This is a genomic window from Mycobacterium sp. 050134, assembly GCF_036409085.1.
Lineage (GTDB): Bacteria > Actinomycetota > Actinomycetes > Mycobacteriales > Mycobacteriaceae > Mycobacterium.
Map to the genome: position 1 here is coordinate 1 of NZ_JAZGLV010000066.1, position 718 is coordinate 718.

Below are 718 nucleotides of genomic sequence, written 5' to 3' on the forward strand. Positions count from 1 at the left end.
TCTACGGCGGGGTCACAATCACCACACGGCCACGCCACGGCTGTGCCCTCCACGATTGACCAGGACAGAGAGCTATGTCGCGTCTGACCGTCGATGCCGCCGAGCTTCAACAACTCGCCGGCCGCAACACCCAAGCCGCCGACGCCGCCGGTAAAGGGGCCGAGGCCACCGAAAGTGTCGACCTGATTGCCAAACTTTACGAAACCCACGGCGTCATCAGCGGCCCCTCCAACAGCGCCGTCGGCGACAAAGTGCAAACCCGCCAAGACGCCGCCCGAGCCATCCAGCACGCGTGTCAAGCACTCGCCGAGGCCCTGCAAACAGCCCAGAAGTCATACACCAAGACCGACCAGGACACAGCCCAAACGCTGGGCAACCCGTCCTGACCACGGACATCGGTGGCGGCGCGGCGAGGGGACATGACGAAACCCCGCGAGTGAAGTGCGAGCTGTTTAGGAAACGCACTCATACCGCCGGTCCTCGTGTCTCACCGTGGCTGCGGCTGGCCCGCTGCGGTTGTTGACGAGCGTTGACCGCTGCGGCGAAAAGCCCAACGCGTCCAGGTCTCGATCACCACGACAGACCGCCCGGCCCGCCGCTACCGCAAGCTGGGCGAGGCAGGAACGGACGACCGCAGCTCACCACCACATCACAGCCCCAACCGCACACCCACGCGCACCGAGCGCGCATCGCCAAAACCTTCATCCTCGAATGCGGG

At 65.3% G+C, this 718-nt stretch carries 1 protein-coding gene and 1 pseudogene; both read left to right on the forward strand.

Translation table 11 applies throughout. The annotated features are described in order from the left end of the window. Positions 1-74 precede the first annotated feature (74 nt). Positions 75-386 carry a type VII secretion target gene (locus tag SKC42_RS27415; RefSeq protein ID WP_330967366.1) on the forward strand — a complete coding sequence of 104 codons (312 nt, stop codon included), beginning with the start codon at positions 75-77 and terminating at the stop codon, positions 384-386. 110 nt (positions 387-496) lie between these two features. Continuing rightward, positions 497-718, forward strand: a pseudogene (locus SKC42_RS27420) (leucine zipper domain-containing protein); the annotation flags it as partial.